This window comes from Streptococcus oralis, from assembly GCF_001578705.1.
Lineage (GTDB): Bacteria > Bacillota > Bacilli > Lactobacillales > Streptococcaceae > Streptococcus > Streptococcus oralis_J.
In genome coordinates, this window is sequence record NZ_KQ969038.1 from 183,843 (window position 1) to 208,788 (window position 24,946).

The 24,946-nt window shown below is 40.2% G+C and carries 26 protein-coding genes; 4 read left to right on the forward strand and 22 right to left on the reverse strand.

The features are described from left to right. Positions 1–93: 93 nt before the first annotated feature. The 12 genes from SORDD05_RS06765 to SORDD05_RS06820 all read right to left on the reverse strand — a co-directional run bounded on the left by SORDD05_RS06765 (position 94) and on the right by SORDD05_RS06820 (position 12,035). Positions 94–1,473 (reverse strand): glycoside hydrolase family 1 protein, encoded by a 1,380-nt coding sequence (locus tag SORDD05_RS06765; RefSeq protein WP_061418273.1) that lies wholly within the window; start codon positions 1,471–1,473, stop codon positions 94–96. A gap of 98 nt (positions 1,474–1,571) precedes the next feature. Further along, entirely contained in the window at positions 1,572–3,425 is a 1,854-nt protein-coding gene (locus SORDD05_RS06770; RefSeq protein WP_061418276.1) for a proline--tRNA ligase, read from the reverse strand. Between the two features lie 16 nt (positions 3,426–3,441). Next, positions 3,442–4,698 (reverse strand): RIP metalloprotease RseP, encoded by a 1,257-nt coding sequence (gene rseP, locus SORDD05_RS06775; protein WP_061418280.1) that lies wholly within the window; start codon positions 4,696–4,698, stop codon positions 3,442–3,444. Between the two features lie 15 nt (positions 4,699–4,713). After that, a complete protein-coding gene (locus SORDD05_RS06780; protein WP_061418282.1) occupies positions 4,714–5,517 on the reverse strand; it encodes a phosphatidate cytidylyltransferase in 804 nt (267 codons plus the stop codon). 8 nt (positions 5,518–5,525) lie between these two features. After that, positions 5,526–6,284, reverse strand: coding sequence for an isoprenyl transferase (locus SORDD05_RS06785; RefSeq protein ID WP_038804618.1), 759 nt, complete (start codon positions 6,282–6,284; stop codon positions 5,526–5,528). A 415-nt stretch (positions 6,285–6,699) separates the two neighbouring features. After that, complete coding sequence (locus tag SORDD05_RS06790) at positions 6,700–7,464, reverse strand: amino acid ABC transporter ATP-binding protein (protein WP_061418285.1); 765 nt, start codon at positions 7,462–7,464, stop codon at positions 6,700–6,702. A 9-nt stretch (positions 7,465–7,473) separates the two neighbouring features. After that, a complete protein-coding gene (locus SORDD05_RS06795; RefSeq protein ID WP_061418289.1) occupies positions 7,474–8,196 on the reverse strand; it encodes an amino acid ABC transporter permease in 723 nt (240 codons plus the stop codon). 3 nt (positions 8,197–8,199) lie between these two features. Continuing rightward, positions 8,200–8,892, reverse strand: coding sequence for an amino acid ABC transporter permease (locus tag SORDD05_RS06800; protein ID WP_061418292.1), 693 nt, complete (start codon positions 8,890–8,892; stop codon positions 8,200–8,202). A 32-nt stretch (positions 8,893–8,924) separates the two neighbouring features. Then, positions 8,925–9,803: a transporter substrate-binding domain-containing protein gene (locus tag SORDD05_RS06805; protein WP_061418294.1), complete on the reverse strand. Its 879-nt coding sequence runs from the start codon at positions 9,801–9,803 to the stop codon at positions 8,925–8,927. Between the two features lie 11 nt (positions 9,804–9,814). After that, positions 9,815–10,813: a uroporphyrinogen decarboxylase family protein gene (locus SORDD05_RS06810; protein WP_061418297.1), complete on the reverse strand. Its 999-nt coding sequence runs from the start codon at positions 10,811–10,813 to the stop codon at positions 9,815–9,817. Positions 10,814–10,815: 2 nt separating this feature from the next. Beyond that, positions 10,816–11,019, reverse strand: a complete 204-nt coding sequence (locus SORDD05_RS06815; protein ID WP_061418300.1) for a hypothetical protein — start codon at positions 11,017–11,019, stop codon at positions 10,816–10,818. 11 nt (positions 11,020–11,030) lie between these two features. Beyond that, positions 11,031–12,035: a uroporphyrinogen decarboxylase family protein gene (locus tag SORDD05_RS06820; protein ID WP_061418303.1), complete on the reverse strand. Its 1,005-nt coding sequence runs from the start codon at positions 12,033–12,035 to the stop codon at positions 11,031–11,033. A gap of 367 nt (positions 12,036–12,402) precedes the next feature. On the opposite strand from SORDD05_RS06820, the gene SORDD05_RS06825 reads away from it, so the two are divergent. The 3 genes from SORDD05_RS06825 to SORDD05_RS10265 all read left to right on the forward strand — a co-directional run bounded on the left by SORDD05_RS06825 (position 12,403) and on the right by SORDD05_RS10265 (position 16,125). Continuing rightward, a complete protein-coding gene (locus SORDD05_RS06825) occupies positions 12,403–13,260 on the forward strand; it encodes a 5'-nucleotidase, lipoprotein e(P4) family (RefSeq protein ID WP_000703387.1) in 858 nt (285 codons plus the stop codon). A gap of 515 nt (positions 13,261–13,775) precedes the next feature. Continuing rightward, positions 13,776–15,368 carry an HsdM family class I SAM-dependent methyltransferase gene (locus tag SORDD05_RS06835; RefSeq protein ID WP_231077324.1) on the forward strand — a complete coding sequence of 531 codons (1,593 nt, stop codon included), beginning with the start codon at positions 13,776–13,778 and terminating at the stop codon, positions 15,366–15,368. Continuing rightward, positions 15,313–16,125, forward strand: a complete 813-nt coding sequence (locus SORDD05_RS10265) for a restriction endonuclease subunit S (protein ID WP_231077325.1) — start codon at positions 15,313–15,315, stop codon at positions 16,123–16,125. Before SORDD05_RS06835 ends, SORDD05_RS10265 begins: the two co-directional genes overlap by 56 nt. Positions 16,126–16,358: 233 nt before the next feature. Here the strand turns inward: SORDD05_RS10265 and SORDD05_RS06840 are convergent, their stop codons facing one another. From SORDD05_RS06840 to glmS, 7 genes are all read right to left on the reverse strand, one after another. Continuing rightward, the gene (locus tag SORDD05_RS06840) at positions 16,359–16,823 is read right to left on the reverse strand and encodes a DUF1643 domain-containing protein (RefSeq protein ID WP_061418309.1); all 465 of its coding nucleotides are present in this window, start codon (positions 16,821–16,823) and stop codon (positions 16,359–16,361) included. A 49-nt stretch (positions 16,824–16,872) separates the two neighbouring features. Then, positions 16,873–17,016 carry a hypothetical protein gene (locus tag SORDD05_RS10060; RefSeq protein ID WP_155718853.1) on the reverse strand — a complete coding sequence of 48 codons (144 nt, stop codon included), beginning with the start codon at positions 17,014–17,016 and terminating at the stop codon, positions 16,873–16,875. Positions 17,017–17,071: 55 nt separating this feature from the next. Beyond that, the gene (locus SORDD05_RS06845; RefSeq protein ID WP_061418311.1) at positions 17,072–17,437 is read right to left on the reverse strand and encodes a hypothetical protein; all 366 of its coding nucleotides are present in this window, start codon (positions 17,435–17,437) and stop codon (positions 17,072–17,074) included. Beyond that, a complete protein-coding gene (locus tag SORDD05_RS06850) occupies positions 17,419–17,658 on the reverse strand; it encodes a hypothetical protein (protein WP_061418314.1) in 240 nt (79 codons plus the stop codon). The genes SORDD05_RS06845 and SORDD05_RS06850 overlap by 19 nt, the downstream gene beginning before the upstream one ends. 14 nt (positions 17,659–17,672) lie before the next feature. After that, a complete protein-coding gene (locus SORDD05_RS06855) occupies positions 17,673–18,107 on the reverse strand; it encodes a hypothetical protein (protein WP_061418317.1) in 435 nt (144 codons plus the stop codon). Positions 18,108–18,141: 34 nt separating this feature from the next. Then, on the reverse strand, positions 18,142–18,642 hold the full coding sequence (locus SORDD05_RS06860; RefSeq protein ID WP_061418320.1) for a hypothetical protein: 501 nt from the start codon (positions 18,640–18,642) through the stop codon (positions 18,142–18,144). 660 nt (positions 18,643–19,302) lie between these two features. Next, the gene (gene glmS, locus SORDD05_RS06870) at positions 19,303–21,111 is read right to left on the reverse strand and encodes a glutamine--fructose-6-phosphate transaminase (isomerizing) (RefSeq protein ID WP_061418323.1); all 1,809 of its coding nucleotides are present in this window, start codon (positions 21,109–21,111) and stop codon (positions 19,303–19,305) included. A 215-nt stretch (positions 21,112–21,326) separates the two neighbouring features. Here glmS and SORDD05_RS06875 point away from each other — a divergent pair, with 215 nt between their 5' ends. Continuing rightward, entirely contained in the window at positions 21,327–21,740 is a 414-nt protein-coding gene (locus SORDD05_RS06875) for an EamA family transporter (RefSeq protein ID WP_000264215.1), read from the forward strand. Between the two features lie 264 nt (positions 21,741–22,004). Here SORDD05_RS06875 and SORDD05_RS06880 read toward each other — a convergent pair whose 3' ends face one another. The 3 genes from SORDD05_RS06880 to ruvB form a co-directional block, all read right to left on the reverse strand. Further along, positions 22,005–23,009, reverse strand: coding sequence for a sugar transferase (locus tag SORDD05_RS06880; RefSeq protein ID WP_061418326.1), 1,005 nt, complete (start codon positions 23,007–23,009; stop codon positions 22,005–22,007). Between the two features lie 332 nt (positions 23,010–23,341). Then, positions 23,342–23,914 (reverse strand): nucleotidyltransferase family protein, encoded by a 573-nt coding sequence (locus SORDD05_RS06885; RefSeq protein WP_061418329.1) that lies wholly within the window; start codon positions 23,912–23,914, stop codon positions 23,342–23,344. Continuing rightward, on the reverse strand, positions 23,895–24,893 hold the full coding sequence (gene ruvB, locus SORDD05_RS06890) for a Holliday junction branch migration DNA helicase RuvB (RefSeq protein WP_081102470.1): 999 nt from the start codon (positions 24,891–24,893) through the stop codon (positions 23,895–23,897). Before ruvB ends, SORDD05_RS06885 begins: the two co-directional genes overlap by 20 nt. Positions 24,894–24,946 lie beyond the last annotated feature (53 nt).

Consider the following 24,946-nt stretch of genomic DNA (forward strand, 5'->3'; position numbering starts at 1 on the left):
TGGAAAGATTTTATCATACTTGTGGTAGATAAAACTATACTGATCCGTAGTCACATATTAAAAAGTGAGATGAACTTCATCTCACTTTTATTTTTAAAATCCATTATGGTCGCTAAGCTCTTTGAACCAGTGGCCTGATTTCTTAAGGCGGCGTTCTTGCGTTTCCAAGTCAAGCTCAACTAGACCATAGCGGTTTTTATAGCTATTGAGCCATGACCAACAATCAATAAAGGTCCAGATTAAGTAACCTTTACAGTTAGCACCATCTTCAATGGCACGATGGAGTTCACGCAGATGCCCTTTGACAAAGTCAATACGATAGTCGTCCTGAATCATGCCATTCTCACGGAACTTGTCTTCACCTTCAACCCCCATACCATTCTCTGTCAGCATCCACTCAATATTACCATAATTTTCCTTGATATTTTGGGCAATATCATAAATCCCTTGCTCATAGATTTCCCAACCGCGGTGAGGGTTGATTTTACGTCCAGGCATAACATAAGGCTCGTAAAAATGTTCTGGCAAGAGCGGACTGTCTGGATGCTTGGCAAAACGTGGCGCCATGACACGCAAAGGTTGGTAATAGTTGACTCCAAGAAAGTCCACTGTATGGTCACGAATAAGTTCTAACTCTTCAACAGTGTACTCTGGCAGCAAATCATGCTCAGACAAGATTTTCACTAACTCTTCTGGATAAGCCCCCAAGACAGACGGATCTAGGAAAGATTGAGCTTGAAAGAGATCGGCAATGCGAGCGGCCTTGACATCTGCGGGATGCTGGCTACGTGGGTAGGCTGGTGTCAAGTTGAGAACAATCCCAATCTTAGAATCAGGCAAAACTTCATGACAGGCCTTAACCGCAAGACTACTAGCCAGTTGTGTGTGATAGGCAACCTTAACCGCAGCTTTGGCATCCACCTTGTGAGGATAGTGGGCATCATAGAAATAGCCAAACTCTACGGGGACAATGGGCTCGTTAAAGGTAATCCATTGGTCTACCAAGTCACCGTAAGTCTCAAAACAAAAACGAGCATAGTCTTCATAGGCTGAGACAGTCGCCTTATTTTCCCAACCATCCCCAGTTTCTTGAAGGGCAAAAGGAAGGTCAAAGTGATAGAGATTGACTAGAAGACGGATTCCCTTAGCCTTAATGGCTTCAAATACCTGACGGTAGAAAGACACCCCTTGAGGATTGACCTCTCCACGGCCCTGTGGAAAAACGCGAGACCACTGGATAGAAGTGCGGAAGGCTGTATGGCCAGTCTCTACCAAAAGCTCAATATCCTTCTCCCAGTTCTCGTAAAAAGTCGATGTTTTGTCAGGTCCAATCCCATTGTAGTAGCGATTGGGCTCCACCTGATACCAATAATCCCAGAGATTATCTCCTTTACCATCACCAAGCACTCGTCCTTCTGTCTGTGGTCCAGAAGTGGAGGAACCCCAAACAAAATCCTTTGGAAATTTTAGCATAGCTTTACCTCTTCATTTACTCATTTCCCCCATTATACAGAAAAAACAAGGTAAAAACTAGTTACATTTTTGCCTTGTTTTTCTTCTGATTATAGTTTTTATTTCTTGCTGAGGATTTCAAGCGTTTCAAGCAAGTTGTCTGCGTGAACTTCGATGGTGTCACCAGTCGCCTTAATCTTAACTTCTACGATGCCATCGGCTGCTTTTTTCCCGACAGTGATACGGATTGGCAGACCAATCAAGTCGCTATCGCTAAACTTCACCCCGACACGTTCGTTACGGTCATCCGTCAAGACTTCGTAACCAGCCTCCATCAAGTTGGCTTCCAGTTTTTCTGTCAAGGCTTGCGCTGCCTCATCTTTTACATTGACAGTAATCAAGTGCACATCAAATGGCGCCAATTCTTTAGGGAAGTTAATTCCCCAAGCGTAACGGTATTCACCTTTTGGCGTTTTGTTAACAAAGAGGCGAGCGTGTTGCTCCATAACTGCTGAGAGAAGACGGCTAACACCGATACCGTAACAACCCATGATGATTGGTACAGCACGGCCATTTTCATCCAAAACATCTGCTCCCATACTTGCTGAATAACGAGTTCCGAGTTTGAAGATATGACCGATCTCGATACCACGCGCGAAGTTAAGAACACCTTGTCCGTCTGGAGAGATTTCACCCTCACGCACTTCACGGATATCCACGTATTCTGCAGTGAAATCACGACCTGGATTCAAACCTGTCAAGTGGTAGCCATCTTCGTTGGCTCCCGCAACAGCATTGCGAACATCTTGCACCTTACGGTCAGCAATGATTTTCACGTTTTCTGGCAAACCAACTGGACCAAGCGAACCAAAGCCTGCTGGGATAACATTTGCTACTTCTTCTTCGCTAGCCACATCAAAGAAATCTGCACCCAAATGGTTTTTCAACTTGACCTCGTTGAGTTGGTCATTTCCAACTAGAAGGGCTGCAACAAGCTCACCATCTGCCATATAGAAGAGGGTTTTAATCGTTTGATCTTCTGGCACGTTAAGGAAGGCTGCCACTTCATCGATGGATTTAACACCTGGAGTTTCCACTCGAGTCACTTCTTCTTCAGCAACGACACGGTTGCTTGGTTTGTAGGCGTTTGTTGCCATTTCTAAGTTAGCTGCATAGCTAGACTCACTTGAGTAGGCAATGGTGTCTTCACCAGAAACCATCCATTTGAGCAATTCTGCCTTGATTTCTTCTTGCACTTCTGCAGGAATTTCATCAAATGAGGCAACTGACTTGTCCAAAACAACCCAGCGGTCGAGGTCTGTACGGGCTGGTGTAATCGCCATAAATTCTTGGCTATCCTTACCACCCATGGCTCCACCGTCACCGATGATGGCCTTGAAATCCAAACCACTACGAGTGAAAATACGTTCATAGGCCGCCTTGTACTCGTCATAAGTCACATCCAAACTATCGTAATTAGCATGGAAACTATAACCGTCTTTCATGATAAATTCACGCGTACGGAGAAGGCCGTTACGTGGGCGTTTTTCATCACGATACTTGGGCTGGATTTGGTAAAGGTTGAGTGGCAATTGTTTGTATGACTTAACAGAGTCACGGACAATGGCTGTGAAAGTCTCTTCGTGTGTCGGACCTAGGATAAAGTCCGACTTTTCACGGTTTTTCAATTTATAGAGGTCTTCACCATAGGTTTCATAACGACCTGATTCACGCCAAAGATCAGCACTGAGAAGGGCCGGAGCCAACATCTCCACCGCACCAATCTTATCAAACTCTTGGCGCATGATGTTCTTAGCCTTTTCAATCACACGGTTAGCAAGTGGTAGGTAAGAATAAACACCTGCAGAAACTTGACGAACATAACCAGCACGCAACATAAGGGCGTGGCTGATAACTTGAGCATCGCTTGGCATTTCGCGAAGCGTTGGGATTAGCATTTTACTTTGTTTCATAATATTCCTCGATTATCTAAAAGAAGAGTCGCATAATGTCATTCCAGGTCACAGCTAGCATCAAGACAACCATGATAACTACACCAGCCATGGTGACATAGGTTTCAATTTCTTGTTTAAGGGGTTTCCGGCGGATAGCCTCTAGGATATTGAGCACAATCTTTCCACCATCCAAAGCCGGGATCGGAATCAAATTAAAAATCCCGATATTGATGGAAATCATGGCTAGGAAGTAGAGGACATTCTCAATTCCATTTTTGGCAGCATCGCTACTTGCCTTAAAGATGGCAACGGGGCCACCGAGTTTGTTCAAGTCAGGATGGAAAATCAAGTTTTTCAGAGCCGAAAGGATACGGAGCCCCGAGTCAGCAGCTGTCGTAAATCCACCAACAAACATGGATAGAAAGTCTGACTTGACCCCCGGTTGAACCCCGAGAATATAGCGTCCTTGATTCTCTTCTGGAGTCATAGTAACTTGTTTTTCGCTACCATTTTCAGAAATGGTCACATCCAAGGTCGGGGCAGTCTTATCCTTGGTATCTGCTTCCACAGCCTGGGTCAAATCTTGCCAATTCTTAACTTCATGCGAGCCGACCTTGGTGATTTGAGCTGTCTCAGCTACGCCCACCTTAGCCAAAGCTCCCTCTGGCATGACATGAAAGATATTGGTCTGAGTGTCTCTAACACCACCCTGCAAAAAGATCAGGACCCAAAAAACAACAACACCTAAGATAAAGTTATTCATGGGACCTGCAAAGTTGGTGATGAGCTTACCCCAGATAGAAGCATTTTGATACTGTACATCCAGAGGAGCGATGCGTACTTCGGTTCCGTCTGCCTCAACAACTGTTGCATCGTGATCCACTGCAAAGGTCTTTTCTTCTTCCAAGACCAAGCCTTTAATGAAGAGCTTGTCTTCAAAGTCAAACTGGGTTACCTGCATCGGGAGAGCTGTTTGATCCAGTTTCTTCCCAGATAGATTGATCCGTTTGACCTTACCATCGTCGGCAAGTGTTAAACTGACTGGGGTTCCAGTCTTGATCTCCGTCGCATCATCACCCCAACCAGCCATACGAACATACCCTCCTAAAGGAAGGATCCGAATGGTATAAGCAGTGCCATCCTTACCGATATGGGCAAAAATCTTGGGGCCCATACCAATAGCAAATTCACGAACTAGAATGCCTGATTTCTTGGCAAAATAAAAATGTCCAAACTCATGCACCACCACGATAATCCCAAAAACCAGGATAAAGGTTAGCAATCCAATCATTCAATATTCCTTTCTTTAAAACAGGCCAAACAAGTGCATGATAGGAAATACAACTAGCATACTGTCAAAACGATCCAACACACCGCCATGTCCAGGGATAAATTTGCCAGAATCCTTGACACCGAAATGGCGTTTCATGGCACTCTCAATCAAGTCACCAAACTGACCCGCCACACTGAAGAAGACGGCAAAGAGGCTCATTCTATAAATCCCATAAGGGAGAGCAACTGTGCTATCTACTAGCATGAAGATTGCTGTTACCAGTACCGCACCTAGAATCCCACCGATAAAGCCCTCAATACTCTTATTAGGAGAAACTCTTGGTGCCAACTTATGCTTCCCAAAATTCATCCCTATCAGGTAAGCCGCACTATCTGTCGCCCAAACGATAAAGAGGGCCAGAAGCACCTTGTCAAAACCTGCCACCCGAGCATCTAGTAAGGCATTAAAACCAAAACCAACATAAAAGCTCACAGCAATTGGAAAGGCAGCATCTTCAATCGTATAGCTTTTACTGAAAACAGTCGTCCCTAGCATTATTGTAATCAGAACACTATAGGCAACCACATTCCCATCAACTGGCAAAAAAGTTAGATAATTTTCTAAGGGGATTGTGAGGGCAAATGTCGCAAAGAGGGACAAGGCGCCCTCGATGGTGATGGTCTTTAGCCCCTTCATCTGCAAGAGTTCATGGACAGCCAGCATGGCTAACAAACCAATCCCTACCTGCAACAAGAGTCCTCCCACAAACAAAATGGGAAGGAAAATAGCCAGGGCCAATCCAGCAAACAATGTTCTCTTTTGTAAATCTTGGGTCATATCTTCTCCTAAACTCCTCCAAAACGGCGATTGCGACGATTATAGGCCGTAATAGCCTCCTGCAAAGAGGTCTCATCAAAATCAGGCCACAAGGTATCCGTAAAGTAAAGCTCGCTATAGGCTGCTTGCCATGGCAAGAAATTACTCAAACGCAACTCACCACTCGTACGGATAATCAAATCAGGATCTCGCAAATCCTTTGGCAGGCGTTGTGTGAAAAGATAATCCCCTATCATATCTTCTGTAATATCACCAGGATTGATTTTGGCATCTAGAACCTCCTGAGCCAAGCTCTTAAAAGCCTGCGTAATTTCAGCACGACCACCATAGTTAAGCGCAAAATTGAGAATCAATCCTGTATTGTTCTTGGTCAATTCCTCTGCTTTTTTCAAAGCTTCAAAGGTCGGCTTAGGTAGGCGATCTGTCTCCCCAATCATCTGAATCTTAACGTTATTTGCATGTAATTCCGGGACGTAGTTGTCATAAAACTCGACTGGCAAGTTCATGATAAACTTGACCTCTTGATCTGGGCGTGTCCAATTTTCCGTTGAAAAGGCATAAACCGTGATGACCTTAACTCCCATCTTGTTAGCTGCCTTGGTTACCTTTTGGAGGGCTTCCATTCCCGCCTTATGACCAAAAACCCGTGGTTGCATCCGTTTTTTAGCCCAACGACCATTCCCATCCATGATGATGCCAATATGAGCAGGAACCTGTGTTGGAACCTCGACTTCTACAGCTTTATCTTTCTTAAAAAATCCAAACATGTTCTTATTCCTATTCAAAAATCTATCGTTTCATTATACCATATTTCCCTATTTTCTTCTATTGCTAAGTTATTAGCTCTCCGTAAAGACAAAAATTAAGCCGCCTAATTGGGCGACTTAGTTTTATAGGGAGATTATTATGAAAAAGTTTTAGGAGTTTAAGTTAAGTTTCTCTTAACTTATGAACTTAGTATACACCTCCTAGCTTAAATTTTTCTTAAGTTTTTTGAGAAATGAAAAATCTAAAATAAGATTGCCCACTTGAGTGTACGAAAAGTACCTCAAATCATCTCAAATAGCCAATCTAAGTCTAAAACCTAGCTTTTTCTGAAAGTCATTTCAAGCTGACACCTTTTCCCATAGTTTATAGATTGGAACTTTGCTTCATAAGTTTCTTTCATAATGCACTTATCTATCAAATCATATATTCTACACTGTAGGTGGCATCTGATAAGATACGAGCTAGGAACTGCTTGGTTCGTTCTTCTTGTGGACGACTAAAGAAATCATGCGGATTATTCTCCTCTACGATACGGCCTCCATCCATGAAAATAACGTGGTTAGCGACATCCCTAGCAAATCCCATCTCATGCGTGACGACCACCATGGTCACACCTTCTCCCGCCAACTGTTTCAGAACATCCAAAACATCTCCAACCAACTCAGGGTCCAGTGCAGATGTTGGTTCATCCAACAAAATCACCTCGGGCTTGACGGCAATAGCACGCGCAATTCCTATTCGTTGTTGTTGCCCACCAGAAAGCTGGGAAGGGTAGTAGTCTTTGTAGGCCAGTAAACCAACTTTTTCCAAGGCAGATTCTGCACGTTTGACCGCTTCTTCCTTGGGAACTTTACGAGCCACGATTAGGCCTTCTAGAATATTTTCCAGAGCAGTTTTATTCGCAAAGAGATTGTAGTGTTGGAAAACAAAGGCTGTTTTTTGGCGAATTTCTAGAATGTCTTTCTTGCTTAATTTGGCTAAGTCATAGGTCTTTCCTGCCAAAGTCAAACGACCACTGTCAGCTTTTTCTAAGTGGTTGAGACAACGGAGAAAGGTCGTTTTCCCCGAACCTGATGGTCCTAAAATAACGACGACATCCCCTTGGTTGACCTGAAGATTGACATCCTCTAGTACCTGCCTCTCACCAAATGTTTTTGCGATATGTTCTACTTGTAACATCCTGTCCTCCTATACAAAACGCGCGCTAGATGCTTCTGTTCTCTTTTCTTTTTTCACATAGCCTTTCTCCAGTAGGGAGAAGCTCCACTGAATCAAACCACAGATCAAAATATACTGCAAAAAGATCACAAAATAAGACTCAAAATACTGGTAACCGTAGGACGCTTCTACACGAGCAATAGCAGTAATATCCTTGATAGTCATGACAAAGACCAGGGAAGTCCCTTTGACGATATTGATTACCAGATTGGCCAGGTTAGGTAAGGCTGAGCGCAGAGCTTGAGGAAAAACAATCCTTAAATAGGCCTGGGTCGTAGTCAACCCAATCGCATGCGCCGCCTCTAGTTGTCCCTTGTCCACCGTCAAGATAGCTGATCGCAAAATCTCCGATAAACTCCCGACTGTCATCAAACTATAAATGATAAAGGCATAGTAGAGAGGATCAAGCTTGAAAATATCAAAGTCGCTTCCTATGCTTTTGAAAAATTGATTCAGCAAACTTGGAAACAAACTATAAAAGAAGAGGATCAATAAAATCGGAGGAGTCGCTCGGATAAAAGCCAGATAGACCAGAGAAAAACTCCTCACCCCTCGAATCTTGTGGATCTGCCCCAAGGCTAAAAATAGAGCCGGTAAAAAGCTTAAGACCATAGCCACAATCATGATAATCAAGGTGATTGGCACACCCTTCAAGGTCTCCAGAAAGGTCTTTACAATATAGTCTATATCCATTTCTTACCTCCCTTTTGTTTCCAAAGACTTCTCAAGCAAACGACTCAAGCTAGAAATAACTAAGGCAATCCCCCAGTAAAGAAGTGCAACTGCCGTGTAGATTTCCAGAGAGTAGTTCCCTAAATTGCGACTAATCAAGAGATTTCCTGCCCCCATAACATCAACGAAACCAATCGTATAAGCCAATGCAGCATCCCGCATGAGATTGAGAATAGCAGTCGTTATATTGGGAAGAGCAACTTGAAAAGCTTGGGGAAAAATGATTCTCCAAAAAGTCTGACTTGGAGTCAAACCAATACTAAGCCCGGCCTCTGTCTGCCCCTTTGGAATAGCTTGATAGGCCGCCTTGAAAACCTCGGCAACAATAGCCGCAAACAAGAGAATCATCGTCAGGAGAACAAAAATAGTTTTAGACCAGTTGTTGATATCCAAACCAAGCCACCATTTCAGAAATTCTGGCAAGCCATAAAAGACTAGAAAAAGCAAGACAATCGGCGGTGTACAACGAAGGGTAAAGATATAGCCTTTGGAAATCGCTGCAAAACTCTTGTCTTCTCCTACTTGTGCCCAGGCCAAGAGACCTCCAAAAAGGGAACCAAGAAGAGTGGTAAAAAAGAGAATGGACAAGGTCATAGGAAGTGCCTGCCATAAGGTCGGTAAAAACTGAAAGACCTTGGAAAAATCATAAGAAACCATACAAAACCCTTTCTAGTCTTGGAATTTCTGGTCTAGTCTTTGTCTACGTAACTAAAGACATCTTCTTTAAAGTATTGCTGAGATAGCTTAGCAAGCGTGCCATCTTCTTTCAACTCTTTGATTGCTTTTTCGTATTCTTTAGCGAATTTCTCACCCTTTTCATCACGGTGAATCAAGGGATAAGTTGGAATGCCCTTGTATGGGAACCAGCTGAGTTTATCCGCATATTGGTGGTAAGGGCCATCTTCTGCGGTAACTGCTTTTTCAAAGGACAGTTTGATATCAAAGAAGGCGTCATAACGTCCTTCCAAGATCCAGGCATAGGCATCTGCTACTTTAAAGGATTCTGCTGCTGTTAGCTCAATCGGTGCGTCCTGATGTTTTTCATTGTAGCTGGTGATAACATTCCATTGAGCATTCTGTGGAGAGATAGGAACCAATTTCCCTTTATTCTTAGCAAAGTCATCAATGGTTTTGTATTTCTGTTCATCTTCTTTTCTGACAGTAAATCCGATGATGCTCGCTCCGACTGGTTCAGATGGAATGACAAACTTTTTAGCTCGTTCATCTGTGTACCAAGCTCCCTTGGTTCCGATGTCATACTTGCCTGATTCCAGACCAATCAAGAGGTCGTCATCACTGGTACCCGTATATTCAAATTGATAGTTTGCCAACTTCTCATCAACAGCCTTCAAAACAGCTACTTCATAACCATCTGATTCCCCTTTTTCATTGACAAAGTCATAAGGTACGTAGTTTTGTGTATGGGCAACCTTCAAGGTTATGACTTCAGCAGACGAAGCCGTTTCTCCCTCCTTGGATGGAGCGCCAGCTAAACTTCTCCCAATAATCGTTACCCCAATTACTGCAACAACTGCTACACCACCGATAATCCATGCTTTTTTACTCATCTTTTTCTCCTTTAGTTTTCAAGCGCTTCTCTCACCCACTGGATACGTTCAACTGCGATATCACTTGGAATGGTACAATCTGCCCCAAGTACCAAGCTCTGTTCCCCAGCTTCTGCAACTAGTTTCTTTGCCTCAGCCTGAATGGCGTCCTTGCTACCAGTATACAGCAAGCCTGTCTTACCATTTTCGAATCCTCCAAGAACCGTACGTCCCTTGAAAATCTCACGACCTTCCTTGAGAGTTATTCCCTCTGGTCCTACAGCCCAGTTAAAGACTTGGGCTGGATAGTCTGCAAAAAGGTGAATATCATTTCGCGCCCCCTCGTAGCCACAGATATGAAGGACAGTGACACCACCAACAGCACTAACCGCTTCTAGAATAGTTATCTCGCTAGGTGCAATGACGGCTTGATAATTTGCTGCCGACACTCGTTGATCTTGGATACTTTGCACGCTGAGGTAGATTCCATCTGCACCAGCCTCTTCGATGACAGCTCGGCTGAGACTCGCAATATCTTCTGCAATCACATCCAACACTTTCTTCAGAGCTTCAGGATCTTCCACCAGAAAATCTGCAATGAGGTCATCGCCACCAGACACTTCCCCAAGCAGCCACTTAAGATAGGTCACAGGAGCAAAAATATTGTAAATCGCAACGATATCTTCTGTAAATTCTTGCTTGATTTTCTTAACCAAGTCAACCTGCTCTTTTATCCAAGCGTGATCTGGTCCGAGTGGTTGAATGCTCGCCAATTCTTGAAGTGATTTTCCTTTGGCGATCGCTGGATTTGGATAAGCAAAGTAGCCATCACTCATTAACTTGATAAAGTCCGGCTGAACTTCTCGGATAAAGCGCTTATGCCCCTCGATATTCTTCTCGATAATAGCTGGATTTGAGAAACCGTGTAGCCATTCGTCTTCTGAAGTGAAATGATGCCAAAAACCAACTGGCACACGATCAACCTTTTCACCTCTAAATACTTTTAAAACCCATTCTCTTTTTTCTGACATTCTTATTCTCCATTTCTTCCTTTTTCAACTAATAAACTGCTTGCGATATCATTCGAGCGTAGAAAGGGGAGACTGGACTTGGAAAAATCCTGAACTCCACGACATCTCTCTCCATTTTTGCAGTGCCCATTTTTTAGGACGCTTATGGCGACCAAGGCCAGCAAACCGACAACTGCAATAAAGATGCCCAATCTTTTACTTTTCATAGCTCCTCCTTTTAGAGAACAGCTGCCTGCCGAATCCAGTCCAACCTCTCTAAGTCAAAGTCATCTGGAACAGTACAGTCAGCTCCCAGAAGAACGCCTTTACTACCCGCTTCAGCCAGCAACCGTCTTGTTTCATCTTGCAATTCCGCCTTGGAACCCTGATAAAGCAAACTTTTCTTGCCATTTTCAAATCCACCTAAAACGGCCTTGCCTCGGAACAACTCCTGGCCCTGTGTCAAACTAACATCCTCATGATGAGTCGCCCAGTTGACCACTTGAGCTGGATAGTCCTTAAATATCGTCACATCATTGCTCGCACCTTCAAAACCACAGATATGGAGGATATTGGTCCCACCCACCTGATTGGCTGCCTCCAAAATCGCTATATTGCTCGGTTCGATGTAAGTTTGGTAGAGTGCTGGTGTGATGCGCTCATCTTGAATTTCCTGGGTGCTGAGGTAAATCCCGTCAACACCGCCTTGCTGGATGATTTTCTGAGTTAGGATAGCAATATCTCCTGCAATCACATCTAAAATCGCTCTGAATTGCTCAGGATTTTCAAGCAATAGGTCAGCCACTTCCCTATCTCCTCGAGAAGTTTCTGTACGGAACCAGCGCTTGAGGTAGGAGATCGGTGAAAAGATATTGTAGAAAGAAGCAATCTCTTCGGTAAAGGTCTCTCGAATCGCTTGTACCACTTCCACCTGTTGCTGAATCCATGGGTGTTCCTCACCAATCGACTCAATAGAAGCCAACTCCTGAATGCTTGCGATCTTAGGACTATGGACATTACTTGGATAAAGGAAAAAACCGTCGCTCATAATTTTGACAAAATCAGGATGAATCCTTTCCACATAGTTGCGATGCCCATCAACACTTTTTTGAAAGATACGTGGATTGTTTAATCCCTGCCCCTTTTCTTCGAGTGTTACAAAATGAAACCAAAATCCCACAGGAACTCTTTCCACTTCATCGCCTCGAATCGCTCTAAAGACTAGATCTCTTTTACTTGCCATACCTTTCTCCTTCCATTTGGATTGAAACTATCTTACCATTCCTTTTTTCCTTTTCCCAATATATATTGACTATCGACTCGATTGGAAATTTTTATATCTATAAAGAAAAAAATCCCTGAAAAGCTTGATGTTACTAGCCTCTCAAAGATTCACTTTATTTTCATCTATTTTTCAAAAAGGAGTTGATATAGATTTTCTATCAAGCCGATTGAATTTTTTTATATCCATCTTCATTCCCAAATTAAGTACATAATTTTATCCTAATACCAAATTACTACTGAAAAATTTCTTTTCTCTCGATATTTCCTTGCACAAATCCCATGAAAACGCTACAATATTAATAGACTATTATTAGGAGGATGGGATTATGAAAATATCCAAAGTTACCATTACAATTGCTTCTACACTTACTTCCGTCATTTTACTGACTGGCTGTGGCACAAATTCGGCAAATTCACAGACAACACAAAGTAGTACATCTGATAATCAGGTTACCATGACCTATGATCAGTTGCGTTCAAGAGAGAACACTATGTCAACTCTTTGGTATCAAAAAGCAGCTGAAACCAAGGCACTCTATCTACAAGGTTACAATGTCGCTACTGATCGTTTGAAAGAACTACTAAAAACACAGACAGATAAACCCTACTCTATCGTTTTGGACTTGGACGAAACCGTATTAGACAATAGTCCTTATCAAGCGCAAAATGTCAAAGACGGAACAGCATTTACCCCAGAAAACTGGGATGTCTGGGTAAAAAAAGCAGCAGCCAAGGCTGTACCAGGTGCTAAAGACTTTCTCCAATTTGCAGACCAAAACGGTGTCCAAATTTACTATGTATCTGACCGCACGATAGATCAGGTAGATGATACGATCAAAAACCTAGAAAACGAAGGAATTCCTGTACAAAGTCGCGATCATCTCATGTTCTTAGAAAAAGGCGTCAAATCTAAAGAAGGTCGTAGACAAGCAGTCCAAGAAAAAACCAACTTAGTCATGCTACTAGGAGACAATCTTGTGGACTTTGCAGAGTTTTCAAAGACCTCTGAAACTGAGCGCGACCAAAAATTAGAGGAATTACAAAAAGAGTTTGGTGAGAAATTCATCATTTTCCCTAACCCAATGTACGGATCATGGGAAAGCACTGTTTACAATGGTAATAAATTGGATGCCAAGGGTCAAACTGAAGAGCGCCAAAAAAACTTACAAGGTTTTGATAAATAAAATAAGGGAGCTATCTACTAGTTTACACCAACTACAAGATATCATATTTGCGAGAATATCAAAAAAAGACGATTTCCAAGCGGAAATCGTCTTTTAATAAGGACAGACTTCTCCAATTCAAAATGTACTTCATTTAGTATAGGTGTAGCCATAAATCATATTTTCTAAGTGGTTTATACATGATTACCCGTCAGGGAAAGCAAATATGCAAAATTTAGAAATTTTGATATAATAGAACTATCAAAAAGTAAAGGAACGATTGGTATGAAAGCAATCACAGCTCACAGCTCACAGCTCACAGCTCACAGCTCACAGCTCACAGCTCACAGCTCACAGCTCACAGCTCACAGCTCACAGCTCACAGCTCACAGCTCACAGCTCACAGCTCACAGCTCACAGCTCACAGCTCACGCTGATTATGTAATCAAGCGTATTTTTTGTCAAGCCCTAAAACAGACTTTTTCACATTTTTGTGAGAAGGTCTTTTCTGTTGTGTATGAAAGGGAAATTGCAAGATGAAACGTATTGATATTATAGAAAAAATAGGAAAAGATTACCTTGTTTCAAATATTGAAAATGAGGAATTTAGCTACCAAAAAGCACTGAAAGAAATAGGAAAAGATATTGCTGAGTATCAAAAAGAAAATTATAAGCGGAAATATAAGGATTTAGATATCCGATTTGAAAACAAAGATTTATCTATTCTTATAGAGACTAAAATAAAGTTCAATCAAAAGGACTATGAGCAGTTACAGGCATATGTTGACTATGAAAAGCAACTTACCAATAACTTTATAGTAGCCATCTTAGCTAATACTTCTAACGATGAAATTAAAGTATGGTTTGGTGATAGGTCTTTAGAAATTACAGATGAAACTCTATGTTTTGACGAGCGAAAGCTAAAGTCTTTTGAAGAGTATAAAGATACTTTTTTAGGGCATAATAATGATAAGTTAAAGGTTATGAAAAGTACATATAACCTTAATGAAATTTTGCATAATCTAGGAATTCAAGAAAAATTAAGAAGTCAGTTTGTTGGCACTTGCCTTTTGACATTAAAAAATGGTCTACAATTTGAAAACTTATCTACTAAAACTATTATTGCAGGCATTGAAGAGATTCTGGAAAATTTACTTGAAAAAGATATCAATAAAGCAGTGAAAATTGGTCTCATAAAAACTAATGTTTTATCTTCTCAAGATATTAGAACTCTTGAAAATAAATCTTTTCAGAAGTTGTTACATCGCATAGAAAAAGATATTTTGCCTTACATCAACGACAAAACTACGATGGGACAAGATATTTTAAATTTATTTTTTACAACATTCAACAAATATGTTGGGAAATCTGACAAAAATCAAGCTTTTACCCCAGATCATATTGTAAAATTTATGTGTGATATAGCAGGAATAAATCGACATACAAAAGTTCTAGACCCTTGTTGTGGAAGTGGTGCTTTTTTAGTGCGAGCAATGACTGATGCAATGGACGATTGTGATACAGAACAAGATAGAGATCATGTTAAAAAGAATAATATTTATGGCTTAGAATTTGATGATATAGCTTTTGGTTTAGCAACAACTAATATGTTATTGCATAGTGATGGGAACTCTAATATTTTGCAAGGTAGCTGTTTTGATTATTTAAATCAATTCGATATAACACAATCTAAAGAAAATACAAGTATAGATGTTGTTTTAATGAACCCTCCTTATAATGCTCAGAGGAAGCAAAGTAAAAAGGAATATGTAGAATCTTGGCCTTCTAAAACAAATGCAGACCCATCAAAAGGTTTTCACTTTGTATATGAGGTGGCAAAAATAGTTGGAACAGGGAAACTACTTGTGTTATTACCTACTTCGTGCGCTATCGGTGGGGAAAAACAAAAGGAAATAAACATTTTTAAAGAAAAAATGTTGTCTGAACATACATTAGATGCAGTCTTTTCTTTACCTGTTGATATGTTTCACCCTGGAGCTAATGCAACTGCTTGTTGTATGATATTTAATTTAGGTGTGAGACATTCTAAAGCGCTAAACAAGAAAACTTTTTTTGGATATTTCAAAAATAGATGGTTTTGTAAAACGAAAAAACTTAGGTCGTGTTGAACGATTTGTTGACGGAAAGAGCCTATGGGAAGACATTTATAAGGAGTGGAAATACTTATATGTGAACAGAGTGGAGAAAACGGGGCTTTCTGTACTAAAAGAAGTTAGTTTCGAGGACGAATGGTTAGCTGAAGCTTATATGGAAACCGATTATTCAGAGCTATCTCATAGCGATTTTGAACGAAATATAAAAGAATTGTTTGCTTTTGAGGTGAAATATGGTTCGCCAAACCTTAGCGTTGAAAGCTCTAATAAAAAAACATTAGAATTAAACTCGTCAAATTGGTTACCATTTACTATTAAAGAAATTTTTGGTGATGTTCAACCAGCTAAGGGGGAAACTACTGATCAGTTAGAAGAAGGTTCAGATTTAGTATATATTGCAGCTAAAAAAGAGAACAATGGTGTAAAAGCAACTGTGGAATATGATAGTAGGTATTTATCGAAAGGTAATTCCGTTGTCTTTATAAATTTAGGTCAAGGTAGTGCAGGTTATGCAACATATCAGCCATATGATTTTATAGGTATGAAAGGAAAAATAAGTACTGGAACTTTTGACAAACTCAATCAATATATTGGTGTATTTTTAGTTACAATTTTAGATAAAGAAAGATTTAGATATTCTTTTGGACGAAGTTGGACTGGAGATAGATTATTACAAACTAAAATAAAGTTGCCTGTTGATGCCAATAACAATCCTGATTGGATTTTTATGGAGGAATATATAAAATCTCTTCCGTATGGAAATATGATTTAAATTTTAAAAAAAGAATCTCTAGATAGAGAGTTCTTTTTTTGATTATAAATTTTTCATCAGAATCACATCTTGTGGTTTACACAAACTGGTATATAGCTCCTCAAATTTCAAGTATTTGTTGGGGGGTATGCAATACTTTTCTTTATTCTTTTATAGATTGTTGGTGGTTAGTTAATAAAAGTTCTAAAAAATACTGTTAGGAATAAATCCTTAGCAGATTTTTTCAATATTATTTAATTATAAGGAACAGGAGTAATATCATTAGATAAATAAAGTGGATGATGAGGAGTTCCATTTTTATTTCGTTGTAAGCAAAAAAGATTTGGAACCATACCCATCAGATTCTTGTCTCTATTCAGCAACTTCGTTTGATTTCCCCAACATGCAATTACCAAATCAGATTCAGAAACATACTTTTGAATATAACTGTCATTTTCGGGGCCGACTGGATCTTCCACTCTTTTAAGCAAAGATGGGCCAGTACTTCTAAAAGCAAAGAGATTCACCATGATCAATTTACCATTTCCCCATCTTTTGGAGTAACCTATACATTTTCGAATAGTTTGATCATCCTTCTCCTCATCAGCTATCGAAGGATTTAACCCAATAAATACCACTGTTGGTTTTGTTTCATCCCAAATTCGTGTGAGAACATATCTATACTTTCTATCAGTTGATAAAATAGCACTCTTCTCCATATTTCTCCCATTTATTTCTTAATCTATTTTTTCCATTTTCAACTTCTAATTATTTCACTTTAAAAATAAGATTAAAGACAATCGCCAGCACATAAAGCGTAACCGGCACTGTTAATGCTTTAACTTTAAACTTTTTTTGATAAATACCAATTAAAGTAAAAAATAGAATGACACTTGCTACAACATATAACATATATTTCTCCTAATCTATACAAACCGAATCGACTCAATTGATTTTTTGTTGTTTCTTATCCAAAAGTCTTTCCTACATGCCCTCCATAGTAGTGTGAGATACTAACTTGGTGAGCCAGTGTGTTATAGTTACCAACCCAAAAGATGCTATCTTCGCCTTTTTTAGTGGACTTAACAATAAATTGAACCACATCCGATGATTTAGATTCATAAACTTCAATATCATCTACGTTTACATCATATCCATTTTGTTGGAATGACACTGCAAAGGACCTTATTTGAGCCTTATCGGCCATTTTTAAATGCTTCTCCATAGAAAAATCAATCTCTAAGATATTCGCTGTTTTACATTCTTTAATAACAATCTTAAAGGCCTCTTTCACTTCTTTTTCTATTTCTGGTTTTACTTTGTGACCAGGCATTTCAAGGGACGAAAGGGCGGTGTTATAGTTTTATCATCTGCGGGAGTCTCACCTACTTTTTCTGTACTTTGCACTTCGTTACTCTGAACAGATTGAGTTTGTTGTTTGGTTTCATTTTTGGTATTCATATATTTAGCATAAAATACTCCTGATACAGAGCCAGTAAGAATTACGCTAATAAAGAGCGCTGCTATTAAAAATAAACTTTTAAATTTTGCCATGATTATTCCTCCTTTTAATTTTTTGGCATATCAATTATGAAAAAAGTCAGCAAAGCAGGGGCAAGGAAACTTAACATTACAGAAAGAATAAATTCAACAATTGCCTTACCAAGTTCTTTAGTCGGTCCTGAAATAGAAATTCCTCCTTGCAATGTTAAAAAGAAATAGTCTTTATTAAACCAATATCCAGCAGATATAACTGCAAACAAAGCAAATCCAATCATCCACTTAAATAATAGTTCTACCTTAGAACTGTATTCCTTGTATTTCTTATCTTTTTTTGCTTTGATAAGAGCTTGCTTACGTTCCTCTTCCTCTCTATTCTTCTTGGCTTCTTTCCTAAAATACTCTTGTTTTATAAGTTCAACACGTTCTTCAGGAGGCAGTCCCTCATATTTATCTTTTTTAGGAGGGTTCTTTCTATAATCTTCAAAAATATCATAATCCATAGTTTTTTACTTTCTTTTTATAATCCTTAACTTCTCATAATCTTCCGACTACGATGCTCACTATTGAGAATAACCCACCAATGAATACAATAGGCATGATGATTGCAAGTCCAGCTAGAATAGGTAGGAGACTAATAATGCCATTAACAATCCACATTATAATCGAATAAATAGGAATGATAATCCCCGCCCCCAAGATGAGAGTTACAGGGATAAGGAATAGAAAGACACTTCCAAAAATACCAATCAATCTAAAAGCACGGCTATACACATTGTTTTCGCCTTCTAATCCAGATAAGAAATACACTGAAGAAAATAAACCTGTTAAACAACCAAAAATCAAGACAAAGTAGTTGACTTTCATGTCTAATTTCACTTTTAATGGTTCTGTTAAATCATTGACAAAAGAAATGATAGGAGTGCCTATTATTTGCCATAAAAAAATGTAAAATCCTAACTGTAAACCATTTATGATTGGATGTAACAATAGTGACTTTGTATAATCGATTAAAAATAAATAAATATTATTTGCCATTTAAATTTAGCTCCTTGTTATTCATATATTTTTATTTTACATAATTTCTGGTTTTCTAGCAAATTATTTTTCCCTCTAGCAAACTATGTAATTGTTTTGGAATAGATTTTCCCTTTTTTCTCATTTATGACTAAATCCACTTTGTAACAACCAGGACAAAACAATTGATTTTCATACTTAAATTTTGTCCCAGCTTTATCCTTTTGATATTCCTTTTGTAACTCATGAAGTTCTAGTCTCTCATGATTGTAAATACAGTATTGAAATTTATTTTTTGTAGACATAATAATTCTTTCTAGTTATCATCGATTAAATCTTGTTTTTAAAAATCTAAGATGTGTAGTTATCTAAAACCATTATCTATTTTTCTTAAACAACACAAAAATGCTCTAGACAATATGACTAGAGCGTTTTCTATATATCCGAATATCTAATTTATTTCACAAAAAATGTAGTCATTCGGTTGATTTTTATTGCAATACATTGAAATTTGAAAATTCAAGAATCGCCTTAAATCAAGGTTTTTTCGTTTCTACTGAAACGTAATGACCCTCTATTTAACTTCTTTTCAGGATAAATAACTTAGTCATTAATACAATAGCTCCTTACTCAAGGATACCAAGAGAGCAAAAAAGTCTAGATGAACTAGACTTTCTTAGCTTATTCTACTGTTACTGACTTAGCAAGGTTACGTGGTTTGTCCACATCAAGGCCACGGTGGAGTGTTGCAAAGTAAGCGACCAATTGCGTTGGTACGACCATTGAGATTGGTGAGAGGTAAGGGTGGACAGTCGTAAGAACGATATCGTCTGTCTCTTTAGCAACATTTTCTTCTGCGATAGTGAGAACCTTGGCACCACGGGCTGCGACCTCTTGGATATTTCCACGAGTATGGTTAGCAAGGACTGGATCTGACAAGAGGGCCAAAACAGGTGTTCCTTCTTCAATCAAGGCAATGGTTCCATGCTTGAGTTCTCCCGCCGCAAAACCTTCACATTGGATGTAAGAAATCTCTTTGAGTTTGAGACTAGCTTCCATGGCTACATAATAGTCTTGACCACGTCCGATATAAAAGGCGTTACGAGTTGTTTCAAGAAGCTCTCGAACCTTGGCATCAATGGTTTCTTTCTCAGAAAGAGTTGATTCAATAGACTGAGCCACGATAGACAACTCACGAATCAGATCAAAGGCTTGTGCTTTAGCATTGCCATTTGCTTCTCCGACTGCTTTTGCAAGAAATGCAAGGGCTGCGATTTGCGCTGTATAAGCTTTAGTTGAAGCCACTGCGATTTCAGGACCCGCGTGAAGGAGCATGGTATGGTTGGCTTCACGTGAAAGAGTTGATCCTGGCACGTTTGTTACAGTTAAGCTAGGGATTCCCATTTCGTTAGCCTTAACCAAAACCTGGCGGCTATCCGCTGTTTCACCAGACTGGCTGATAAAGATGAAGAGTGGTTTCTGGCTGAGAAGTGGCATACCGTAGCCCCACTCAGATGAAATTCCAAGTTCAACAGGTGTATCCGTCAATTCTTCCAGCATTTTCTTAGAAGCAAATCCTGCGTGGTAAGATGTCCCAGCTGCAAGGATGTAAATGCGATCTGCCTCTTGAATAGCCTTGATGATAGCTGGATCTACCACTACTTGACCAGTCTCATCTGTATAGGCTTGGATGAGTTTACGCATGACCGTTGGTTGCTCGTCAATTTCCTTGAGCATATAGTAAGGGTAAGTTCCCTTACCGATATCTGACAAATCAAGCTCAGCAGTGTAGCTAGCACGCTCACGACGATTGCCATCATAGTCTTGAACTTCTACGCTATCTGCCGTCACAATCACCAACTCTTGGTCATGGATTTCCATGTATTGGTTGGTCTCACGGATCATAGCCATAGCATCCGAGCAGACCATGTTGTAACCATCTCCGAGACCAATCAAAAGTGGTGACTTGTTCTTAGCGACATAGATAACATCTGGATTTTCAGAGTCAATCAAGGCAAAGGCATAAGAACCACGGATGATGTGAAGAGCTTTTTTGAAGGCTTCAAGAACTGAAAGACCATCTTCTTCTGCAAATTTTCCAATCAAGTGAACGGCGATTTCAGTATCTGTCTGCCCCTTGAAGTGGTGACCTGCAAGGTATTCTTCCTTGATCTCAAGGTAGTTTTCAATCACCCCATTGTGCACCAAAACAAAACGTCCAGTCTCAGAGCGGTGTGGGTGAGCATTGTCCTCGGTTGGTTTACCATGAGTCGCCCAACGCGTATGACCGATACCAGTTGTTCCCTCAACACCAGCTGTCTTAGCAGACAATTCAGCGATACGGCCAACAGCCTTGACTAGATGATTTTCAGCACCACCTAGGACAAAAATTCCCGCAGAATCATAGCCACGGTATTCAAGCTTTTCAAGCCCTTGAATCAAAATATCAGTTGCATTTGTGTTTCCAACAACACCGACAATTCCACACATAGTATATACGACACAGACCAGCTGTGCTTTCTCCTTAAATTGGTATAGTCTGATTTTCCTTTTACAGAACCAGCAAAGACAGTATATACTTGTTTTTCTCACTTGTCAAGCATAAAAATTGGTATAGCTTTTTAAAATGCCATCAGAGCAAGATTTCACTTGAGAACTGACAAGTAGGATTCGATTACTTATAATAGAGAGAGGAGGTAGTTACCATGTGGTTTTTCTTCGCACTTTTATCTGCTGTCTTTGCAGCTTTAACTTCTATTTTAGCCAAGATTGGGATTGAAGGAGTTCCGTCCAATCTAGCAACAGCCATTCGTACGGTCGTCGTCATTCTTATGGCTTGGGCTATGGTTTTCTTGACCAATAGTCAGACTGAGATTGTCAACATCAGTAGAAAAAGTTGGCTCTTTCTCATCCTGTCTGGTTTGGCAACAGGCGCCTCCTGGCTCTGCTACTACAAGGCCTTGCAGATGGGCAATGCGACTGAGGTATCTGCTGTCGATAAGTTTAGTCTCGTCATTACACTCGTTTTAGCCTTTTTCTTTCTACAAGATGTCCTGACGTTTAAAACAATCATTGGATGTATACTGATTACGATTGGAACCTTGGTGATGATTTTGTAATCCTCTCCCCCTCCATATATGAGCTCCCCCCAAAAAAGCTAGATAGTTTTGGGGGTATTTTCTTACGTCTAAATTTATAAGTACAGGAAATCAGCTTCAAGCGTCTAGCAAAAAGGAGAGAACCAAATTGGTTCCCTCCAAGATGTGGTTTTTCATCATCCCACTACACAGTTGACAAAAAACTAATTATCCCAAGTGGCTAACTTCAACTTGAAATTTTGCCTTTCCAAATCTGAATGTGGTAAACCGATGACTGACTTTTGACTAATCTAAGAGCATCATGGAATCAATAAACAATTTCTTTGTGAAATAACCATTTTTAATTAAGTAAGCTGTATATTTTGCTCTTGTGACCATTTGATCATACTCTTCTTCCGTACATTCCTGAACCACGCGGCTAGCTTCTTCCAAGCTGGACACGACAAAGCCCAAACCTTTCTCACGGATATAGTCTACATTAGAAAGATAGTCTGGCACAACCACAGGAATACCCGCGGCCAGATAAGTTGTCAACTTATAAGAAACATTTTCTTTGTAGTAGTCACGCTCTTCCGCAGGATTTTCGGAATTTCCCCATACTAGGCCAAAACCTCCTCCTTTAGACAACTCCAACAATAATTCCTGCTGAGTTCGCCAACCTTCAAGATGGACTTTGGAATAATCTACTCCCTCTGCTCTCGTAGCGTAAACGTGCAGGGGTGTACTTTGTTTCCAGTCAACAATATGTGGAAAACGAGATGGGTCTCCTGAGAAGATTAATTTTTTCTCAAACTTTGGAGTATAGAGTTCCAAACCATGGGGAAGATCCCAGAGTGTTTGAACAACGTAGTTCTTGACGGTTAATCCTTCTGAAACGAGTTTCTGGTACATTTGTTCGGATGGTACTACCACCACATCACATTTATTATACATGTCAATGTGGGCCTTCATAAGATAATAATTGCTCTCAAACATTAGTGGCTGAACATCATGGATAAACATCACCATTTTTACATGAGAAAGCTTTAACTTTTCTATCAAGTGATTGTCCCATTCAACACTATTCCATGAAGGAGATTGGAAAAAAACGACATCTCCATAAGATACCCCCGCGACAATTCCATCCATCCGCGAGTTCAGTTCTTCCCACGGTTCATGGCTTGCATCATAAAAATATATCCCCAGTTCGTTAACTCCAAAGTCTCGAACAATTTTCATGACATTGTTCTGCGCCATCAAGGCAACACTCGTTGATGCTTGCCCAAATAAATTTGTGAAATGTACTTTCATTGTTTTCTAAATCCTCGTCTCAGTAATTTCTCTAAACATTGTATCATAATTTACGACTTTTCAAAAGCGTTTACATGCCAATTTTCAAACTCAAGTTAGTTACTTGGGATAATTTTCCAGGAGTCTTATCTTCCAAGAACAATAAGGATAGCCTTAATAGACGTTTTTCTCACTCAATCTCACAAATTCGGTATCTTTGTTAGCTATGATAGATTGAATGAGTTGTTCCTGTTGAGTATAAATTTTTTGCATCTTTAGATTTCTCTGCTCATCTTGTGATGATTACAAACTCACATATAGAATTCTTATGTAATCAAGTCACTAACTTCTTTTCAAAGATTCGAGAAAGTGAGATTTTTCCATTTTTCTTGCCAATTTTTCTTGGGCAATCGTGTTTGATAGAGTTTCATTCGGTCTTCATTTTCTAAGAAGTGAGGAGTCGGGTGAACTTGAAACTTTAAAATATCCTCGAGTCCATAGGGCGCGAAGAGCTCTAAAGTTGCATCAGCATGCAAGCGAAGGCCTACTGCCGTACAACGCTCAGGATATTTACTCATAGCATCACAAGAACTGGTATAAGGAGCTGTGTGGGGACTGTGCAGATGCATATAGACCTGATTTTTCAACTCCCACTGATACTGAGGGAAATCTTCTCTCAGCTTGTTCTCTAGGGATACTGTTTCCCCATAAGAAACATCTGGATCAAAGAAAATCACATCCACATCCGTTTCACGGTCAAAAGGGGATTTGTCTGACAAGAGATTCCAGATGAAATTTCTAACCGAACCCGCTGCCAACCACGAGTCTTTCAGACCAAGGTCACGAATGATGGTCAGAATGGTCATCATATCTGGATTTTTTCTAAAAACCTCTAGAATATCTTGCTCATTTTTCACTGTAATCATAGCCTAAATGCTCATATGCCTTAGCAGTTGCCACCCGTCCAGAACGAGTTCGCATGATAAAGCCTTTCTGGATCAGGTAGGGTTCGTACATATCTTCGACTGTTTCGCGCTCCTCGGCAATATTAACGGAGAGAGTTCCGAGACCGACAGGACCTCCACCATACATCTCAATCATGGTACGAAGAATCTTTTGGTCCACATAGTCCAAACCTTCATGGTCAACATCTAGCATGGTCAAGGCCTTATCCGTAATCACATCATCAATCAAGCCATCACCCATAATCTGTGCAAAGTCGCGCACGCGCTTGAGGAGACGGTTGGCAATACGAGGGGTTCCACGACTACGTAAAGCCAACTCCGAAGCTGCCTCATGGGTGATTTCCATTTCAAAAATATCTGCCGTCCGCTCAACAATTTCCGTCAAGTCAGCGTGGGCATAGTATTCCATATGACCTGTAATACCAAAACGTGCTCGTAGCGGATTTGAGAGCATCCCCGCACGTGTCGTTGCACCAATCAAGGTAAAAGGTGGCAAGTCTAAATGGACGCTGCGACTGCCCTCACCAGCCCCAATCATAATGTCAATGTAGAAGTCCTCCATGGCACTATAGAGCACCTCTTCCACCGACATGGGCAAGCGATGAATCTCGTCAATAAAGAGGACGTCCCCAGGCTCCAAATCATTCAAAATCGCTACCAGATCACCCGCTTTTTCAATGACAGGACCAGACGTTTGCTTGAGATTGACTCCCAATTCATTAGCAATGACAAAGGCCATGGTCGTTTTCCCCAAACCTGGAGGCCCAAATAAGAGTACATGATCCAGCGCTTCATCCCGCATTTTGGCAGCTTCGATAAAGATTTGCAGCTGATCCTTGACCTTATCCTGACCGATATATTCACGTAAATACTCGGGACGGAGGGTACGTTCTACCAACTCCTCATCCCCCATGATTTCATTATCTAAAATTCTACTCATGGCTCTATTATATCAAAAATCCAAGCCACAAACAAAAAAGCCACCTGATTGGG

What these genes read in the sequence shown, in the direction of transcription:
- SORDD05_RS06885 (WP_061418329.1), bottom strand. Translation starts at nt 23,914, where the DNA reads ATGATTACAGTGAAAAATGAGCAAGATATTCTAGAGGTTTTTAGAAAA.
- SORDD05_RS06810 (WP_061418297.1), bottom strand. Translation starts at nt 10,813, where the DNA reads ATGTCAGAAAAAAGAGAATGGGTTTTAAAAGTATTTAGAGGTGAAAAG.
- SORDD05_RS06855 (WP_061418317.1), bottom strand. Translation starts at nt 18,107, where the DNA reads ATGGATTATGATATTTTTGAAGATTATAGAAAGAACCCTCCTAAAAAA.
- SORDD05_RS06805 (WP_061418294.1), bottom strand. Translation starts at nt 9,803, where the DNA reads ATGAGTAAAAAAGCATGGATTATCGGTGGTGTAGCAGTTGTTGCAGTA.
- SORDD05_RS06800 (WP_061418292.1), bottom strand. Translation starts at nt 8,892, where the DNA reads ATGGTTTCTTATGATTTTTCCAAGGTCTTTCAGTTTTTACCGACCTTA.
- SORDD05_RS06845 (WP_061418311.1), bottom strand. Translation starts at nt 17,437, where the DNA reads ATGCCTGGTCACAAAGTAAAACCAGAAATAGAAAAAGAAGTGAAAGAG.
- SORDD05_RS06770 (WP_061418276.1), bottom strand. Translation starts at nt 3,425, where the DNA reads ATGAAACAAAGTAAAATGCTAATCCCAACGCTTCGCGAAATGCCAAGC.
- SORDD05_RS06820 (WP_061418303.1), bottom strand. Translation starts at nt 12,035, where the DNA reads ATGGCAAGTAAAAGAGATCTAGTCTTTAGAGCGATTCGAGGCGATGAA.
- SORDD05_RS06875 (WP_000264215.1), top strand. Translation starts at nt 21,327, where the DNA reads ATGTGGTTTTTCTTCGCACTTTTATCTGCTGTCTTTGCAGCTTTAACT.
- rseP (WP_061418280.1), bottom strand. Translation starts at nt 4,698, where the DNA reads ATGATTGGATTGCTAACCTTTATCCTGGTTTTTGGGATTATCGTGGTG.
- glmS (WP_061418323.1), bottom strand. Translation starts at nt 21,111, where the DNA reads ATGTGTGGAATTGTCGGTGTTGTTGGAAACACAAATGCAACTGATATT.
- ruvB (WP_081102470.1), bottom strand. Translation starts at nt 24,893, where the DNA reads ATGAGTAGAATTTTAGATAATGAAATCATGGGGGATGAGGAGTTGGTA.
- SORDD05_RS06815 (WP_061418300.1), bottom strand. Translation starts at nt 11,019, where the DNA reads ATGAAAAGTAAAAGATTGGGCATCTTTATTGCAGTTGTCGGTTTGCTG.
- SORDD05_RS06835 (WP_231077324.1), top strand. Translation starts at nt 13,776, where the DNA reads ATGAAACGTATTGATATTATAGAAAAAATAGGAAAAGATTACCTTGTT.
- SORDD05_RS06850 (WP_061418314.1), bottom strand. Translation starts at nt 17,658, where the DNA reads ATGGCAAAATTTAAAAGTTTATTTTTAATAGCAGCGCTCTTTATTAGC.
- SORDD05_RS06880 (WP_061418326.1), bottom strand. Translation starts at nt 23,009, where the DNA reads ATGAAAGTACATTTCACAAATTTATTTGGGCAAGCATCAACGAGTGTT.
- SORDD05_RS06765 (WP_061418273.1), bottom strand. Translation starts at nt 1,473, where the DNA reads ATGCTAAAATTTCCAAAGGATTTTGTTTGGGGTTCCTCCACTTCTGGA.
- SORDD05_RS10060 (WP_155718853.1), bottom strand. Translation starts at nt 17,016, where the DNA reads ATGTTATATGTTGTAGCAAGTGTCATTCTATTTTTTACTTTAATTGGT.
- SORDD05_RS06795 (WP_061418289.1), bottom strand. Translation starts at nt 8,196, where the DNA reads ATGGATATAGACTATATTGTAAAGACCTTTCTGGAGACCTTGAAGGGT.
- SORDD05_RS06825 (WP_000703387.1), top strand. Translation starts at nt 12,403, where the DNA reads ATGAAAATATCCAAAGTTACCATTACAATTGCTTCTACACTTACTTCC.
- SORDD05_RS06840 (WP_061418309.1), bottom strand. Translation starts at nt 16,823, where the DNA reads ATGGAGAAGAGTGCTATTTTATCAACTGATAGAAAGTATAGATATGTT.
- SORDD05_RS06780 (WP_061418282.1), bottom strand. Translation starts at nt 5,517, where the DNA reads ATGACCCAAGATTTACAAAAGAGAACATTGTTTGCTGGATTGGCCCTG.
- SORDD05_RS06785 (WP_038804618.1), bottom strand. Translation starts at nt 6,284, where the DNA reads ATGTTTGGATTTTTTAAGAAAGATAAAGCTGTAGAAGTCGAGGTTCCA.
- SORDD05_RS06790 (WP_061418285.1), bottom strand. Translation starts at nt 7,464, where the DNA reads ATGTTACAAGTAGAACATATCGCAAAAACATTTGGTGAGAGGCAGGTA.
- SORDD05_RS06860 (WP_061418320.1), bottom strand. Translation starts at nt 18,642, where the DNA reads ATGGCAAATAATATTTATTTATTTTTAATCGATTATACAAAGTCACTA.